Below are 16498 nucleotides of genomic sequence, written 5' to 3' on the forward strand. Positions count from 1 at the left end.
CAAAGTCTACAAAAGATTTCATACACTATTTTGCGATCACCCATTATATAAATGCTTTAAGGGATTTTCTAAGTGCATTTGTGGTCACAAAAATAATTTAACACTGATGATTTCGACATCAAATCTATAATTGATACCTTAACACCGCAGAGTAATAAAGGATGAACAATATGTCAGACTTATTATCCCTACCAGACATTAAAACAATAGAACCACCACAAGAAAATGAAACCGATATGATATTTAAAGTTGAAGCAGTCGGACCACCTGAACGTTGTCCTGAATGTGGTTTTGACAAGTTGTACAAACACAGTTCAAGAAATCAACTAATTATGGATTTGCCCATTCGTTTAAAGCGAGTGGGCTTACAATTGAACCGTAGACGATACAAGTGTCGTGAATGCAGATCTACCTTCTGGGAACGCCTAATATCTGTAGATGAAAAGCGTAGTATGACCAAAAGGCTTTTAAAGTCCATTCAAGAGCAATCCATGTCTAAGACCTTTGTAGAAGTCGCAGAAAGCGTTGGTGTTGACGAGAAAACTATTAGGAACGTTTTTAAGGACTATGTGGCACTCAAAGAACGTGAATACCAGTTTGAAACTCCTAAGTGGCTTGGGATAGACGAGATACATATTATCCGTAGACCTCGGCTTGTATTGACTAATATTGAACGCAGGACTATTTATGACATCAAGCCAAACCGTAACAAGGAAACAGTCATCCAACGTCTTTCAGAAATCAGTGACAGGACTTATATTGAGTACGTCACAATGGATATGTGGAAGCCTTACAAAGACGCAGTGAACACTATCCTTCCACACGCTAAAGTTGTCGTAGATAAGTTTCATGTAGTTAGAATGGCTAATCAAGCCTTAGATAACGTCAGAAAGTCTTTGAAAGCCCATATGAGCCAAAAAGAAAGACGTACCCTTATGCGTGAAAGGTTTATCCTTCTAAAGCGTAAACACGATCTAAATGAACGTGAATCATTCCTCTTAGATACTTGGTTAGGTAATCTTCCTGCTTTAAAAGAAGCCTATGAACTCAAAGAAGAGTTTTACTGGATATGGGATACTCCTGATCCAGATGAAGGTCGTCTTCGTTATAGTCAATGGAGACACCGTTGTATGTCCAGTAACTCTAAAGACGCATATAAAGACCTCGTGAGAGCCGTAGACAACTGGCATGTCGAAATATTCAACTACTTTGATAAAAGGCTCACTAACGCTTATACGGAGTCAATTAACAGCATTATTAGGCAGGTAGAGCGAATGGGTAGAGGTTACTCGTTTGATGCCTTACGAGCCAAAATCCTTTTCAATGAGAAGCTCCATAAAAAGCGTAAGCCACGATTTAATTCAAGTGCTTTCAATAAAGCTATGTTATACGATACTTTCAATTGGTATGAAGTGAATGATCACGACATTACAGACAACTTTGGTGTCGATTTTTCCACACTTATTAAGAATTTGGAGAAGGGTGATTTATAAGCCCTTTTCCACCATGAAATCCGAATACCCATTATTTTTAAAGGGAAATTATGATATCTTTAATTCGAGGGAGTATTATAGCTTGATTTAGGGTATAAAACTCTTAGCAAGACAAACTATTTTAGAATAAGGGAGGCACTACAATGAAGAAAGTTTCGTGGTCAAAATTCATGTTCTTCGCAATGCTGCTCTTGTTACTAACCTTAGCAGCCTGTAGCAACAACGAGACATCAGATGAACAATCCATGGATGACTCTGACGCTACGACAGAAGAGACAAATGAAGAATCAACAGAAGCGGATGCAGATGGAGGTACTGAAGTTGGTACGGATGATTCAGCAGAAACTGAACCAAAAGTTACGGACTTTGAACCAGCATTTCCAGAACAAACAAGAGCACCTGCAGTAACGACTGAAACAGAACTTAATGTGGAAGTTATTGCGGAAGGACTTGACGTATCATGGGGTATGGAAGAGTTTGAACCAAACCGCATCCTGATGACACAAAGAGATACGGCAGAACTTCTAATTGTTAACCTTGAAGATGGGGCTGTTTCTGATCCAATTGAAGGTACGCCAGAAGTAAACAATGAAGGTCAAGGTGGATTACTGGATGTAACCGTAGCACCTGATTTTGCCGAATCACGACTAGTATTTTTAACATTCTCTCAAGATATTGAAGGCGGAACTGTCACTGCTGTCGGGAAAGGTGTTTTATCAGAAGATGAAACTGCACTCGAAGGTTTTGAGGTGATTTTCCAAGCGACACCAGCCTATGAAGGTGACTTACACTATGGTGGCCGCATTACCTTTGATGAAGCTGGCAACTTGTTCTTAACAACGGGTGAGCGTTCAGATGATCCAATTCGCGAGCGCGCACAAGATTTAGATGCGTATTTAGGGAAAGTCATTCATATTACACAAGATGGAGAACCAGTAGACACGAATCCATTTATTGAAGATGAAAATGCACTTCCTGGCATCTACAGCTATGGACACCGTAATATTCAAGGGATAGACTTCAATCCGCAAACAGGCGACTTATGGATTGTTGAATTCGGTCCTCAAGCTGGAGATGAACTAAACATTATTGAGCCAGCGAATAACTATGGATGGCCAACCGTTTCATACGGTATCGAGTATTCGGGTGAATTAGTCAATGATGGTATTTCAGAACACGAAGCGCAAGGCTTTGTAGAGCCCGTCTATTACTGGGATCCAACAAGTGCGCCAAGTGGAATGTCCTTCTATGATAATGACGCCATTCCTGAATGGGAGAACAACTTGTTCATCGGTGGCTTAGCATCGAGCTATATTGCACGCGTTGTAATTGAAAATGACATTGTTGTTGGAGAAGAACGTCTATTGTCTGAAGAAGTGCAACGATTCCGTGATATTCTTGTAACACAGGATGGCGCGCTGATTGCAATCACAGATGGTGGATTGATTTATAAAGTGTCTGCAGCTAACTAACTATAAAAGGAAATCGAGTTGATCGATTTCCTTTTTTGTTATTTATTTATTTATTTCACACCATACTTCCGATCTAGCTGCACAATCTCCGCATCCCGATTCGGCACACCGTCCACTAAATCTACAAGCATGGAAGAACCCAGCATACTATAGACAGTCCCGTTACCGCCGTACCCTAGCAAATAATAGTGATTTGGTTTCGCCGGATGCTCCCCGATAAACGGAAGATTATCGATGGACTCACCAAAACTTGCAGCGTAACACGCATTGATTTCAAACTGTTGCTTCGGAAAATGCTCATGGAGTGCATCTAGTAACCGTTGCCCACGTTCTGCAATCAACTCATCGGAAAGTGGCGCTTCCGGCTTATCTTCATCCAGACCGCCAACGACTACGGCATTTTCTTCCGTCAACCGCATGTATAAATAAGGACGTTTCGTCTCCCAAATCAACGCACGCTCGTGCCATTCGGAAATATCCTCGACCGGTTTTGTGGCAATCGCATATGACCGGTTAATATCCGCACCGATTCGTTTGCCAACTGGTACTGTTTCATATCCTGTTGTGTAAACGATTTTTTTTGCATGAAACGTTCCGTTAGATGTCCGGACTTCCAAGTGGTCTGCTTGCTCGAAGACGTCCTCTACTTCTGTATAGGGGAACAGATGGCCGCCACCTTTTTCGACTTCACCAAGAACGCCTTGTACAAACTTTAACGGATTCACTTCCGCGTCTTTGTACGTGACGAGTGCAGCGGGTTTTGAAAACGGCAAGTTGGCTTCGACAGTTGTTTGGTCCCAGTATTCACAAGGGAAGCCATGAGCTTTTAGTGTTTCATATTCCTTTTGAAGCTTAGCTACATCTTCTTCAACACTCGCGTAACAAATACTTGGACGACGAATGAAATCCGCACTTACAGGTAATAATGTAGCCACTTCATCTAGTTGATCCATCGCCTCTAAGCACATCTCGTAAAATCGTACAGCATCTGGTTCACCGATTTGTTCAATCAGCTCATGGAGCATGATGTCATTGGAATATTGAAGCAATCCCGTATTTGCACTCGTGCTTCCCGAGCCAAATTGACGTTTATCTAAAACTGCCACCGATTTCCCGGCTTTCATAAATTGAAAGGCAGTCAACGAGCCTGACATTCCGCCGCCGACAATCACGATGTCGTAGCTTTCCAAGCGTTCATGTACCTCTTGAGGTTCGAATGGTGGCGTTGTTTGTGGCCAGTACAGCGATCCGTTATGTATGTTCATTAGTCGCGTCTCCTTTTATAGGTTGATAGACCCACTATACCCATGTCGTATCTTCCGTTAAACTAAGGGTATACATAAAGGAGGAATTCCATGCACCAGCCACATATTTTAGTAGTCGACGGAATGGCGTTATTGTTTCGTTCATTCTTTGCGACAGCTATGTCCAATCAATTTTTCTATAACGAACAAGGTCTTCCAACAAATGCCGTGCAAGGATTTGCGCGTCATGTACTGACAGCCCGCTCGATTTTTACTCCATCTCACGTCGTCATTACATGGGATAAAGGAATGCACACTTTCCGTAATGAGTTGTTTGAGGGCTATAAAATCAATCGTCCAGCACCGCCTCAAGAAATGATTCCGCAGTTTGATATGGCACAAGAATTATCTGCTCAGCTTGGGTGGGTCAACCTCGGCGTCGTGGGAATGGAGGCAGATGATACAATTGCATCCGTGACGAAAAAGTGGGAAGGAGAAGGGAAGTTCACTATCGTTTCTGGAGACAAAGACCTTCTTCAACTTCTAACTCCGGATGTTTCGATTGAATTCACGAAAAAAGGGTTCTCGATTTATGACTCGTATCATTTAGAACGATTCCGTGAAGAGTTTGGAATCGAGCCGCACCAATTTCCAGATGTGAAAGCATTTATGGGCGATAGCAGTGATGGGTATCCTGGTGTGAAAGGCATTGGGCCAAAGACCGCACTTCAACTCATTCAAGCCTATGGAAGTGTGGACGGTGTGCTCGCAGCAAAAGAGGAGTTAAAACCGGGTCAACGAAAAAAGATTGAAGAAGCGGGAGAGCTTCTAGCAATCTCTAAGCAGTTGGCAGTTATTCGAAATGATGTACCAATTGAAGTGGAACTGAACGATTTATATTGGGAAGCAGTTCCTTACACAGCAAAAGAGTTTTGTGAGAGCAATGGCTACAAGCAAGTCTTGCGTCAGCTACTGTAAAGGCGCAATTTTTACAAACGTCACGATTTTATGATTCGGACCGTATGGTATGCGACGGAGTTTACTTTCACGTCCGCGGCCTCCATTATCATGAACAAGTAAAAACAGTTCGCCATCATTTACAACAAAACCGGTCATCGGTACCCAGTGATAGGAGAAAGATGTTTCTGAACGAAATTGAAATGAAAAATATTTATCAAACTTGACGGCTACTGGCCGTCCTTTTTTTAGTTCATTTAGCGCTTCTTGCAATGTGCATTTTTCTGCGCGCCAATCAGAAGGCAATAACTTGTTCAGAAATTTTACGAAGCGAAATGTAAATAATCCGATGCGGGTTCCACGAAGTGACTGATACAGTTCATTGACCGAGTAGGCAGGAAGGCCAGCATGTTTCAATAGTAAATGCGCTGTTACAGGACCACAAGCAGAAGAGCGAAGTTCGGGTGCCACAGAGTCATCGTATTGGGACATCCCCGAAAAAGGAAGTACTGTTTTCATCAAATCCCTCCATAAGAAAAGCGCACCACATGGGTACGCTGTAGTTACATTATAATTTTCCGCTTTCTTCGTTCAATAAACCTTGTAGGGCATTGCGGAACGATTGATACGTCTCAATCTCCACATGCACGCCGGCGCGGACGATTTCTTGGATCAACTTTGGATTGAAACCAACATAAATTGGGCGCATCCCCATAAGTTTTAATGAGCTATTTAAATTGGAAATTGCGAGGGCAAGTTCATTAAAATCAAAGCTAGAAACATCATCTGTAGATACACCTGTGTAATCAAAAACCACATTTTCGACTTCTCGATGCTCTGCTATATAGGTTAGAACTTCCGTTTCAATATTGTTGAAGCGCTCTCTGTAGATATAGCCTGCTACTGGAACCAAAATGGTTTTTGATACAATAGAAGGAATGATAGGAGACGACATGTTATAGACAATCGATTTATAGTACTCCAACTGTTCTTTCAGTTCAAGAATCTCTTGTTCAGTAGTCATAGTGATCTCCTATTCGTTTACAGACTCTAAAAAATCAGTTACTTGTTGTGGAGATTTCGCATTCGCACTATGAAGATGAGCAGTCTTTTCGCCGTCTTTAAAAATTAATAAGCTTGGAATTCCCATGACTTCATACTTCTCTGCAATTTCAGGCAGCTCGTCACGATTTACGTCATACCACGTATACTGATTGTATTCCTCTACGATTGGATCAATGAACATGTCCATACGACGGCAATCCGGGCACCAGCCAGCTTGGAATTTTACGAGTACCTCTTTCCCGGAATGAATCACTTCATTGAATTGTTCTACTGTTTTAATTGGTTCCATATTCGACACCCTTTCTTCTAGTACCTCTAGTTTACATGAAACCCCAGAAAAGAGAAATCGAAAGCAACCACAATAGTATTGCGAAAATTTAAAATATGTTCTACACTAGAAACAAGGACAACGGTTCTATTTTTTTTACCGCTAAAATGAATGAGTATTCATTCAAAATAGAAGGAGGCATCTTTGTGTCATATCAAATTAAAAAAGCAGCTGTCATCGGATCGGGAGTTATGGGTTCTGGTATTGCGGCGCATCTTGCAAATAGTGGCATTCCGACATACTTGCTTGACATCGTACCAAACGACGTATCTGAAGCAGATGCGAAAAAAGGATGGACGAAAGATACACCAGCATTCAGAAACTCCGTTGCAACGGGAGCTCTTGAAAAGTTACTTAAACAAAAACCGGCACCATTGACATCAAAACGCAACTTACAATTGATTACACCTGGAAATCTAGAGGACGATCTTGAAAAATTAAAAGACGTAGACTGGATCATCGAAGTAATCGTCGAAAACTTAGAAGTGAAACAAAACTTGTTCGCACGTATCGATGAAGTATTGACACCTGGCACGATAGTAACATCTAATACTTCCGGTATCAGCATTGAAGATATGACGGCAGGACGCAGTGAGCAGTTTGCAAGTCACTTCCTTGGTACGCACTTCTTCAATCCACCACGTTATTTGAAATTACTTGAAGTGATTCCTGCTTCCACTACTAAACCTGAAGTTGTGGAGTTTGTGAAAACGTTTGGAGAAGACGTGTTAGGCAAAGGCGTTGTTCTTGCAAAAGACACACCAAACTTTATTGCGAACCGCATTGGAACTTACGGTTTACTTGTCACGCTTCGCGAAATGTTGAACCGTGGCTACTCGGTAGGAGAAGTGGATTCTGTCACGGGACCTGCAATTGGACGTCCGAAATCAGCGACTTTCCGCACACTTGACGTGGTTGGACTGGATACATTCCTACACGTTGCGAAAAATGTCTACGACAAGTCGACAGGTGAAGAACAAGAAGTATTCAACCCACCAGCTTTCATGAAGCAAATGGTTGAAAACAAATGGTTGGGGGCGAAAACTGGCCAAGGTTTCTTCGTAAAGAAAGATAAAGAAATTTTTGAGTTGAATCCAGAAACGATGGATTATGAGCCAGTGAAAAAATTGAAAACGCCTTCACTAGAAATGGCGAAACAAGAAAAAGGCCTAGCGAACAAAGTAAAAACTCTAGTGTATGCAAAAGACCGCACAGGAGAACTTCTTTGGAGCATTTTCAATCCAGTACTTCGCTACTCGGCTGAGCTACACGGTGAGATTGCCGATGACATCGTCGCGATTGACCAAGCGATGAAATGGGGCTTCGGCTGGCAGCAAGGACCGTTTGAAACGTGGGATGCAATCGGCGTTGAAAAGTCTGTTGCGAAAATGAAAGAAGAAGGGCACGAGATTCCTGCATTTGTGCAAGCTTTACTCGATCAAGGCCACAGCTCCTTCTATAAAGAAGAAGAGGGCGAACTTCTCTTCTTTACAGGAACAGGGTTTGAAAAAGTTCCAACAAACGATAAAGCGATCGATTTAAAAGCGTATAAAAAGAAGCATGGTGTCATCAAGAAAAATAGTGGTGCAAGCCTTATTGACCTTGGAGACGGAGTTGCTCTTCTAGAGTTCCATTCCCAGTCAAACTCGATTGGTCCTGACATTCTTCAGATGATCAACTTTGCCGTAGATGAAGTGGAGAAAAACTTTAAAGGGCTTGTGATCGGGAACCAAGGCAAAAACTTCTGTGTTGGTGCCAACCTTGGAATGATCTTGATGGAAGCACAAGATGACAATATTTTTGAACTCGATTATATCGTTCGCATGTTCCAACAAGCGATGCTGAAAATTAAATACTCTTCTAAACCAGTTGTCGCAGCACCATTTGGCATGACACTTGGCGGCGGAGCAGAAGTTTGTCTGCCAACTGCACACATCCAAGCTTCTAGCGAAACCTACATGGGTCTAGTCGAAGCAGGTGTTGGTCTAATTCCAGGTGGAGGAGGAAACAAAGAGCTTTATATCAAGCACATAAGTTCTCTACCGAATAACGTGAAAGTGGATTACGTTGAAGTCGCGACTACTGTATTTGAAACAATCGCTATGGCGAAAGTATCGACTTCTGGCGAAGAAGCACGTGAAAACAACTTCTTGAACCATGCAGATGGTGTCAGCGTAAATCCTGATCACTTGTTGTATGACGCGAAGCAAGCAGCACTTCACTTATATGAAACAGGCTACAAAGCGCCAATCCGTGGAAAAGTTCCGGTATCAGGTGCACCAGGCTACGCAACTATGTTAGTTGGGGCAGAAGGATTGCGTCTGTCAGGTTATATCAGTGATCACGATATGAAGATTGCCAAAAAACTTGCTTACGTTCTTGCTGGTGGAGAAGTTCCATACGGCACACTCGTTGACGAAGAATACCTATTAAATTTAGAGCGAGAAGCGTTCTTAAGTTTAGTAGCAGAACCAAAATCACAAATGCGTATGCAGCATATGCTCGTTAAAGGAAAGCCGCTTCGTAACTAACCGAACGTCTAAAGGAGGAAACAACCAATGCGTGAAGCAGTATTAGTAGCAGGAGCTCGTACCCCAATCGGGAAAGCGAAAAAAGGCTCCTTAGCCGCAGTGCGTCCTGACGATTTCGGAGCACTCGTAGTCAAAGAAACATTACAACGTGCAGGGTATGAAGGGCCTATCGATGATTTGATCATGGGCTGTGCAATGCCAGAAGCAGAACAAGGAATGAACGTAGCGCGTAATATTGGAGCGCTTGCAGGACTTCCTGATACAACTCCAGCTATTACAATCAATCGATTCTGTTCTTCAGGTCTTCAGTCGATTGCGTACGCATCAGAACGCATCATGATCGGCCATGCAGAAGCCATTATTGCCGGTGGTGTCGAATCGATGAGTATGATCCCGATGACGGGTAACACACTTCGCTTGAACCCTACACTTGCCGAAACGGCTCCTCAGTATTACATGGGGATGGGGCATACAGCTGAGCAAGTAGCTGTGAAATACGGCATAAGCCGTGAAGACCAAGATGCTTTTGCGGTAGAGTCACACAAGCGTGCGGCAGCAGCAATTGCAGCTGGCAAATTTAAAGATGAGATCGTTCCAGTCGAAGTAACGCATCACTTTGTGGACGACAAAAATAAACAACAGACTAAAACACATCTATTTGAAATGGATGAGGGTGTCCGTGAAGGCACATCTGTTGAGACACTTGCAAAGTTACGTCCAGCATTTAACGTGCGCGGTACAGTGACTGCAGGGAACGCTTCTCAAACGTCAGATGGCGCTGGAGCACTACTTGTCATGGACCGTGAAGTGGCAGAAGCACAAGGCTTGAAGCCACTCGCAAAATTCCGTTCATTTGCTACAGCAGGAGTTGCTCCTGAAGTTATGGGGATCGGACCAGTAGAAGCGATTCCAAAAGCGTTGAAGCTTGCAGGTCTTTCTATTGCAGACATCGACGTATGGGAATTGAATGAAGCATTTGCTTCACAATCTCTACAAATTATTCGTCAGCTGAACTTAGACGTAACGAAAGTAAACGTCAATGGAGGCGCGATTGCACTTGGTCATCCACTTGGAGCGACAGGGGCAGTCTTAACACTGAAAATGATTCATGAATTGAAACGTCAACAAAAGCAATTCGGTGTTGTCACAATGTGTATTGGTGGCGGTATGGGAGCAGCAGGCGTATTTGAATTACTATAAAAGGAGGACATGAACATGTCACAAGCAGTAAAAGGTGGAGCATTTCTAACAGAGGATTTAACAGCAGATCGCGTATTCACACCTGAGGACTTTTCAGATGAGCAAAAGATGATCGCTAAAACTACAGAGGACTATGTAAAGAGTTCAGTATTACCTGTAGTGGAAAACTTGGAACACCATGAATTTGAGCATTCTGTACGTTTACTAAAAGAAGCAGGCGAATTAGGTCTATTAGCTGCAGATATTCCAGAAGAATATGAGGGCCTAGGGCTTGATAAAGTATCTTCTGCCTTGATTGCAGAAAAAATGTCAGTTGCGGGTGGTTTTTCAATCACACACGGAGCTCACGTTGGTATCGGTTCCCTTCCAATCGTACTTTTCGGTAACGACGCTCAGAAGAAACAATACCTTCCTTTCTCAGCAACTGCAGAAAAAATCTTTGCTTATGCACTGACAGAGCCAGGCTCAGGTTCAGATGCATTAGGAGCTAAAGCTTCTGCAAAATTAAATGCTGCGGGTACGCACTATATTTTAAATGGAGAAAAGCAATGGATTACAAATGCAGGCTTTGCTGATGTGTTTGTTGTGTATGCAAAAATTGATGGGGAGCAGTTCACAGCGTTCATCGTCGAAAAAGACTTCCCAGGTGTTTCTGTTGGAGCTGAAGAGAAGAAGATGGGTATCAAGTCGTCTTCAACTCGTACGTTAATTCTGGAAGATGCAGAAGTGCCAGTGGAAAACTTGTTAGGTGAAGTTGGTCGCGGTCACGTCATCGCTTTCAATATCTTGAACATAGGTCGTTACAAATTAGGGGTTGGTACAGTCGGAGGAGCTAAACGTGCTCTTGAACTGACAATTGCTTACACAAACCAACGTCAACAATTCAAAACACCTTTATCTTCGTTCAACTTAACAAAACAAAAATTAGCGACTATGGCATCTAAGCTTTATGCTACAGAGAGCTTGATTTACCGCACGGTAGGTTATTTCGAAGAGCGCATGAACGAACTATCGGAAGAAGCGCAAAAAGATGGCAAACAGATCGCTGCTGCGATTGCTGAGTATGCGATTGAATGCTCGATCAACAAAGTTGTCGGTTCAGAAGTCCTTGATTATATCGCGGATGAGGCTGTTCAATTACACGGTGGTTATGGTTTCATGCAAGAGTATGAAGTAGAGCGCATCTACCGTGACTCACGCATCAACCGTATCTTTGAAGGAACAAATGAAATCAACCGCATGATCGTTCCAGGTACATTCTTGAAGAAAGCTATGAAAGGCGAACTTCCACTTCTTCAACAGGCTATGAAGCTTCAAGAAGAACTGTTAATGATGATGCCGGAAGAAGTTGGCGACGAGCCACTTGCTAAAGAAAAAGTATTAGTGAAAAACGCTAAGAAGATTGCATTACTAGCAGCTGGTCTTGCAGCACAACGTTATGGTGCGAAATTAGACGCCGAACAAGAAGTGCTTGTGAACATTGCTAATATTGCTAACAACTTGTTCGCTATGGAGTCAGCTGTTCTTCGTACTGAAAAAGCAGTAAACAAAGTTGGCGCAGAAAAAGCGGCTCAAAAAATTCTTTACACAGAAATCTTCTGTCAAGAAGCGTTTGAAGAAGTTGAAAAGTATGCAAAAGATACTTTACTAGCGGCTGTTGAAGGTGACAATCAACGCATGATGTTGTCAGCATTACGTAAGTTAACTCGCAACACGCCTTACAACTTAGTAACGAAGAAACGTGAAGCTTCTGTCAAACTAATTGACGCTGAAAAATACGTAGTTTAATACACTATTTTCCCTGTACTTTGTGCAGGGATTTTTCTAATTGCCCAAAGGTCGGTATACTACTAGTAGATCGACTGTAGAGGAGGAACTTGTATGGCAATTGAAATGTACGGCTATCCCATTTGTAATACATGCAAAAAAGCAGAGAAATTCTTGAAAGATAACGGTGTAGAATTTACATACCATCACATCGTGGAAAATCCACCAAGCCGAGAATTGTTAAAGGCGATGGCAGAAGAAAATGGATTTGAACTAAAACGATTATTCAATGTGACCGGTCAAAAATACCGGGAGATGGGTCTAAAAAATCGACTAGCAAGAATGACAGACGATGAAAAATTAGACCTTTTAGTATCAGACGGCATGCTGATCAAACGCCCATTCACAACGGATGGCACAAAAGCGACAATAGGCTTCCGTGAAGAGGAATTTGAGAACGTCTGGACAAAATAACAGCTTGTCGAAATGCTTGAATTGTGTCACTATTAAAGAGAAAATTGCAGATGTCGAGAGGAGATTAATGATGAGTATTCCTAAAGAACTTCGTTATTCTAAAGACCATGAGTGGGTAAAGCATGAAGAGGGCACAGCAACAATCGGTATTACAGATTTCGCGCAATCTGAGCTTGGAGACATCGTATTCGTTGAACTTCCAGCTGTAGGTGACGAAATCAAAGCAGGAGACGCTTTTGGTAGTGTAGAGTCCGTTAAAACGGTATCTGAGTTATACGCACCAATCAGCGGTAAAGTTGTCGCAGTTAACGACTCTCTAGAAGATAGCCCAGAGTTCGTCAACGAATCTCCTTACGAAAATGCATGGATGGTGAAAGTAGAGCCAACAGATTCTGCTGAATCAGACGCATTATTGACAGCTGAACAATACGAAGAATTAATCAACTAATCGAGTCCGCCACCTTGGCGGGCTTTTTTTTATGTCTGGCATTGGAATTTGAAAACCCTCTAGCCAGAACGCGATCTTAAAGTTAAGTTTACTAAATCGATTTAAGTAGGATTTGAAAACCCTCCACCCAGAACGCCATTTCCTAGGTGAGTTTCTGCGAGCCTCCCCACGTCAGCCGAAAGGAGAGCGCTTTCGGCTGCGTTGCCGGGTCTCGGTAAAACTCAGTTGGCCTGGGAAATGGCATCCTGGCTTCCGGGTTTTCAAATTGATTGAGTATGTGGCTCTAAGTTTGTGATGAGGGGGGAAACAAGTTCAGTGCCCGAGTAATTAGATTCAATGCCCGCGGAAATCCGTTTAGTGCCCGAGTAATCCTCTCAGTGCCCGAGTAATCCTCTCAGTGCCCGAGGAAATCAGTTCAATGCCCGAGTAATTCTATTCAATGCCCGCGGAAACTAGTTAAGTGCCCTCGTAAAACCGTGATGAGCGATAAAAGCTGTATGATGAAGGATTAAACCGTTCTGATGAGTGAAAATTTCTTTTGATGATTGATTATTCCCATGATGAGCGATAAAAGTTATTTGATGAACACTCACTAAGTCCAAAACACTTAAAATGCTCAAGATCTTACTAGTAAGGGCTTTAAGTAATAAGATGGTCAAGATCTTACTAGTAAAGTTTTTTAAGTAATAAGGCTTTGTCTGTAAAGTAGAAATGAATAGCAATCTCGCTGACCTAAACTATGTTTGACCTGTTGCTCAATAGAGCCTCGCGTTAGCGCAGCGATTAGCTCGCTTGTTATAGTGAGCAAAATTTGAACTGTTCTCAATAAGTAGAGGCAGAGCCGACTCAAAGACGTTGCAAGTTACCACTTCCAACAAAAAAGAACTTCAACTATCCTTATGCAACTGGAGATGCTTGTGGAAGCTCGAACTAAGAAGATTCGCGCTGAGGCCCACTCTAAAAGAGTGTGCCTCAGTCCTTTTCGTTCTTTATTTGAACTTGAAAACAAGCATCGGAAGATGAATTTGGATTAGAAGAAGATTCTGTTTAAACTCTTTTCGTTCTTAATTAGATCTTAATATCAAACTATGTAAGATGCACCTTGATCAGAAGAAGCTAGCAGTCCCGTTGATTCCGCTTCTTACACGATTTTAGGCATTTCTCTTGAAAACATCCGACCGGTCTGCTACTTTTAGCAAAGTAAAGGTGGAGACCCAAATGAACGAAATCACATACACAGACTGGAAACAGTCCGGCGAATCGCTTCTCTATATCTACACTCCCATGTGTGGCACCTGCCAAGTGGCCTCTAAAATGTTAACGGTCTGTGAACAACTCATAGACAAAGAGGTTCCGCAACTCAACGCAAACTATGAACCACAATTGATGAATGAGCTGCAAGTAGAGAGCGTGCCTTGCCTGATCATAAAAAAGACAGAGACAGAAGTGGAAAAAATATACGCTTTTCAATCTGTGCCTTATCTCCTAGAGAAACTAAAAACGGCCCTGTAAAAAATAATAAAAAATTTGTAGATAAAAATGGTTGACGGTCGAAAATGGCTATGATACTATTCGATTACTGACAACAATACTAATTGAATATGCGTCGCTCTTATATAGAGAGGTGGAGGGAAGTGCCCTATGAAGCCCGGCAACCGTCACGAAAGTGAAATGGTGCCAAGTCACGCAAAGCTAGCGCTTTGAGAGATGAGAGAATGGATATCCGTTGATAAAACGAAGACCCTTTCTGTCTGTGCGCAGAAAGGGTCTTTTTGTATACAAAAGGATCCGCAGAAATTTCAAAGAAAGGAGGCGGCGCGCATATGATTCAATTACAAGATGTCTTTAAGCAATACACAACTGGCAATGGCAACGTTATCGCTGTTGATCATGTATCACTTTCCGTCAAACAAGGAGAGATATATGGGATTATCGGCTACAGTGGTGCAGGTAAAAGCTCATTAATTCGATTATTAAATGGTTTAGAAAGACCAACAGCTGGTCAGATTCAAGTGAACGGCAGAGAGGTCTCTAAGCTCTCTTCTAAGGAAATGCGACAGTTCAGACAAAAAGTGAGTATGATTTTCCAACACTTCAACCTTTTATGGTCACGGACAGTGGAAGAAAACATTTCCTTCCCGCTAGAAATCGCGGGAGTATCAAAAGAACAACGAGCTGAGCGAGTAAAAGAATTGATTGCGCTAGTTGGCTTAGAAGGTCGTGAAAAAGCGTATCCTTCTCAACTATCGGGTGGTCAAAAACAACGTGTGGGAATTGCAAGAGCGCTTGCCAATCGTCCAGAAGTATTATTGTGCGATGAAGCAACATCGGCACTAGACCCTGAAACAACTGATCAAATTTTAGACTTACTAGTCACCATCAACAAACAGCTAGGATTGACAATTGTACTGATCACACATGAAATGCATGTTATTCAGAAAATCTGTCACCGCGTGGCTGTAATGGAAAATGGGGTTGTGGTAGAAGAAGGCCAAGTAATTGACGTCTTCAAAAACCCACAACAAGCGATCACCAAGCGTTTCGTCTCGCAAATTTCAGACGGTGCTTACTACTCAGATACAGTCGATCACTTCTTGGAGATGTATCCGAATGGTAAGCTAGTGAAACTGACATTTATAGGGGACCAAACGGATCAACCTCTTATTGCCCGACTCATTAAACAGTTTGGTTTGGAAGTGACCATTGTTCAAGGAAATATTACACAAACTCAAAACGGTGCGTTAGGAACGCTCCTCTTGCATATCGATGGCGACGCACTTGCTATCGACGAAGCATTGGGCTACTTACATGCACAAAAAGTACAATCGGAGGTCATTCAACATGATTGAAAATCTTTTTCCGAATGTCGACTGGCCGAAAATGTGGGAAGCCACTTATGAAACGTTGTACATGACAGCAATCTCTACAGCACTAACATTTGTTTTCGGCCTTGCCATCGGCTTGCTGTTATTTTTAACAAGCCCGCATCAAGCTTGGTCAAATAAATTGGCAAACTGGTTAACAGGTGCTCTCGTCAATATTTTTAGATCCATCCCGTTCATCATCTTAATTATTCTATTGATTCCATTTACAAAATTACTACTCGGCAGCATTCGAGGCCCGAACGCCGCGTTTCCAGCATTGATTATTGGTGCTGCACCATTTTACGCACGTATGGTCCTCATTGCCTTGAAGGAAATTGATAGAGGTGTGCTGGAAGCAGCTAAATCTATGGGAGCTACTACTTGGACGATTATTCGCAAAGTCTTACTTCCGGAATCTATGCCAGCCATTGTATCTGGTATTACCGTTACATCGATTGCACTTGTCGGCTATACAGCCATGGCAGGAGTTATCGGAGCAGGTGGACTTGGAACGCTCGCATTTTTAGATGGTTTCCAACGAAATCAAACAGATGTGATGATTGTTGCAACAATCATCATCTTGATCATTGTATTTATCATCCAGTGGATCGGTGACTGGTTAACTAACCGATTAGACAAACGATAACAGAGGAGA

The 16498-nt window shown here is 42.4% G+C and carries 15 protein-coding genes and 1 riboswitch; of the genes, 11 read left to right on the forward strand and 4 right to left on the reverse strand.

The genetic code is table 11. The annotated features are described in order from the left end of the window. Positions 1-170 precede the first annotated feature (170 nt). Both MKY84_RS06180 and MKY84_RS06185 read left to right on the forward strand, forming a co-directional pair. Positions 171-1493, forward strand: coding sequence for an ISL3 family transposase (locus MKY84_RS06180; protein WP_342528670.1), 1323 nt, complete (start codon positions 171-173; stop codon positions 1491-1493). A gap of 143 nt (positions 1494-1636) precedes the next feature. Further along, positions 1637-2965, forward strand: a complete 1329-nt coding sequence (locus tag MKY84_RS06185; protein WP_342528672.1) for a PQQ-dependent sugar dehydrogenase — start codon at positions 1637-1639, stop codon at positions 2963-2965. Between the two features lie 50 nt (positions 2966-3015). On the opposite strand, the gene MKY84_RS06190 is transcribed toward MKY84_RS06185, so the two are convergent. Next, a complete protein-coding gene (locus MKY84_RS06190) occupies positions 3016-4230 on the reverse strand; it encodes an FAD-dependent oxidoreductase (protein ID WP_342528674.1) in 1215 nt (404 codons plus the stop codon). A gap of 90 nt (positions 4231-4320) precedes the next feature. Here MKY84_RS06190 and MKY84_RS06195 point away from each other — a divergent pair, with 90 nt between their 5' ends. Then, the gene (locus MKY84_RS06195; protein ID WP_342528675.1) at positions 4321-5187 is read left to right on the forward strand and encodes a 5'-3' exonuclease; all 867 of its coding nucleotides are present in this window, start codon (positions 4321-4323) and stop codon (positions 5185-5187) included. On the opposite strand, the gene MKY84_RS06200 is transcribed toward MKY84_RS06195, so the two are convergent. Genes MKY84_RS06200 through MKY84_RS06210 form a run of 3 tightly spaced genes read right to left on the reverse strand, consistent with a single transcriptional unit; the run spans position 5179 to position 6520 of the window. Beyond that, the gene (locus MKY84_RS06200; protein ID WP_342528676.1) at positions 5179-5685 is read right to left on the reverse strand and encodes a hypothetical protein; all 507 of its coding nucleotides are present in this window, start codon (positions 5683-5685) and stop codon (positions 5179-5181) included. The genes MKY84_RS06195 and MKY84_RS06200 overlap by 9 nt on opposite strands. A gap of 49 nt (positions 5686-5734) precedes the next feature. Continuing rightward, on the reverse strand, positions 5735-6190 hold the full coding sequence (locus MKY84_RS06205; protein WP_342528678.1) for an STAS domain-containing protein: 456 nt from the start codon (positions 6188-6190) through the stop codon (positions 5735-5737). A 9-nt stretch (positions 6191-6199) separates the two neighbouring features. Beyond that, positions 6200-6520 carry a thioredoxin family protein gene (locus tag MKY84_RS06210; protein WP_204591941.1) on the reverse strand — a complete coding sequence of 107 codons (321 nt, stop codon included), beginning with the start codon at positions 6518-6520 and terminating at the stop codon, positions 6200-6202. Positions 6521-6705: 185 nt separating this feature from the next. Between MKY84_RS06210 and MKY84_RS06215 the strand changes: the two genes are divergently transcribed. The 8 genes from MKY84_RS06215 (at position 6706) to MKY84_RS06250 (ending at position 16489) form a co-directional block, all read left to right on the forward strand. Next, on the forward strand, positions 6706-9090 hold the full coding sequence (locus MKY84_RS06215; protein ID WP_342528681.1) for a 3-hydroxyacyl-CoA dehydrogenase NAD-binding domain-containing protein: 2385 nt from the start codon (positions 6706-6708) through the stop codon (positions 9088-9090). Between the two features lie 27 nt (positions 9091-9117). Next, on the forward strand, positions 9118-10290 hold the full coding sequence (locus MKY84_RS06220; protein WP_342528683.1) for an acetyl-CoA C-acetyltransferase: 1173 nt from the start codon (positions 9118-9120) through the stop codon (positions 10288-10290). A gap of 15 nt (positions 10291-10305) precedes the next feature. Next, a complete protein-coding gene (locus MKY84_RS06225; RefSeq protein WP_342528684.1) occupies positions 10306-12078 on the forward strand; it encodes an acyl-CoA dehydrogenase family protein in 1773 nt (590 codons plus the stop codon). A gap of 93 nt (positions 12079-12171) precedes the next feature. Then, a complete protein-coding gene (locus MKY84_RS06230; RefSeq protein WP_342528685.1) occupies positions 12172-12531 on the forward strand; it encodes an arsenate reductase family protein in 360 nt (119 codons plus the stop codon). 70 nt (positions 12532-12601) lie between these two features. Continuing rightward, complete coding sequence (gcvH, locus tag MKY84_RS06235; RefSeq protein WP_342528687.1) at positions 12602-12979, forward strand: glycine cleavage system protein GcvH; 378 nt, start codon at positions 12602-12604, stop codon at positions 12977-12979. 1218 nt (positions 12980-14197) lie between these two features. Next, positions 14198-14491: a thioredoxin family protein gene (locus MKY84_RS06240; RefSeq protein ID WP_342528689.1), complete on the forward strand. Its 294-nt coding sequence runs from the start codon at positions 14198-14200 to the stop codon at positions 14489-14491. 97 nt (positions 14492-14588) lie between these two features. Next, positions 14589-14693, forward strand: a riboswitch (SAM riboswitch). A gap of 109 nt (positions 14694-14802) precedes the next feature. After that, complete coding sequence (locus tag MKY84_RS06245) at positions 14803-15828, forward strand: methionine ABC transporter ATP-binding protein (RefSeq protein WP_342528691.1); 1026 nt, start codon at positions 14803-14805, stop codon at positions 15826-15828. After that, on the forward strand, positions 15821-16489 hold the full coding sequence (locus tag MKY84_RS06250) for a methionine ABC transporter permease (protein WP_342528693.1): 669 nt from the start codon (positions 15821-15823) through the stop codon (positions 16487-16489). Before MKY84_RS06245 ends, MKY84_RS06250 begins: the two co-directional genes overlap by 8 nt. Positions 16490-16498: the final 9 nt, after the last annotated feature.

The sequence above is a fragment of the Chryseomicrobium sp. FSL W7-1435 genome, from assembly GCF_038595005.1.
Lineage (GTDB): Bacteria > Bacillota > Bacilli > Bacillales_A > Planococcaceae > Chryseomicrobium.